Source organism: Bacillus sp. FG16 (genome assembly GCF_057809515.1).
On the sequence record NZ_JBMDKC010000278.1, the window covers coordinates 1 to 840 of the forward strand.

The 840-nt window shown below is 34.8% G+C and carries 2 protein-coding genes; both read right to left on the bottom strand.

Annotation, left to right across the window (positions count from 1 at the left end):
* Positions 1–295: condensation domain-containing protein (locus ACODS7_RS32260; RefSeq protein ID WP_488828643.1), on the bottom strand; the 295-nt coding region annotated here is incomplete at its 3' end.
* A gap of 270 nt (positions 296–565) precedes the next feature.
* A partial coding sequence (locus ACODS7_RS32265; RefSeq protein ID WP_488828645.1) for a DDE-type integrase/transposase/recombinase occupies positions 566–840 on the bottom strand: 275 nt, incomplete at its 5' end.

Sequence of the window (840 nt, forward strand, 5' to 3'; positions counted from 1 at the left end):
AATCGTAACAGGCTATTTCAACTTGTACGTCTTCCCGCATCATTTGTTTAGGACCCTCGGGCGTATCAATCACGCACATCTGTAAAGCGGCATGCTTATGAACAATATATTGCAATGCTTTTTGTAATCGCTGAACGTCCAAATCTCCTTTTATTTGAATAGAAACAGGCTCATGATATAAGCCTGCTTTCTGCTCCATTTCATGTGCGATCCATAATACTTTTTGATTTTCTGTCAGAGGGTAGTGTGGATGAACAGCTACATAATATCCTCCTGTTGTTTTGCTTGTACGCATGTGATTCCTCCTCAATAGTATGTAAAAATACGACCGATGACATCATAGCACATATATGTGAGAAAAATATGAAATACAAATATAAAATGGACATAAAAAATTGAAAAACAATAATCCTAATTTTCTTTTATTACTTACCTGGTAACAAGTATAAACTTAGGATTATTAAAATAAGGGGGACTCTATAAATGTTGAAGAGACCGAAATAGGGTTCTGGTGCAAAAAGATGATAAATGAAAAAGAAGCAAGGATTCCTAACGGAATTACCTGCTAAGCAGTTAATCCAAACAGTTGGTTGATAAAAATATTCTGATTTTGGACAGACTGGTCCTGTAAATCAATTTGTTCTTTTTTGACCATATGGATGGCTTCAACACCACTCAGTATAGAGGCTGATGTTTTGTATGATTTAAATCCCAACATAGAGCGTATACGTTTTTTAATAAAACGATGGTCTTGTTCTACTATGTTATTTAAATATTTTATCCTTGGGTTTCTTTGCCCATCCCCCGAAAAAGGGGAATAAGACAAAATATACCAATTTC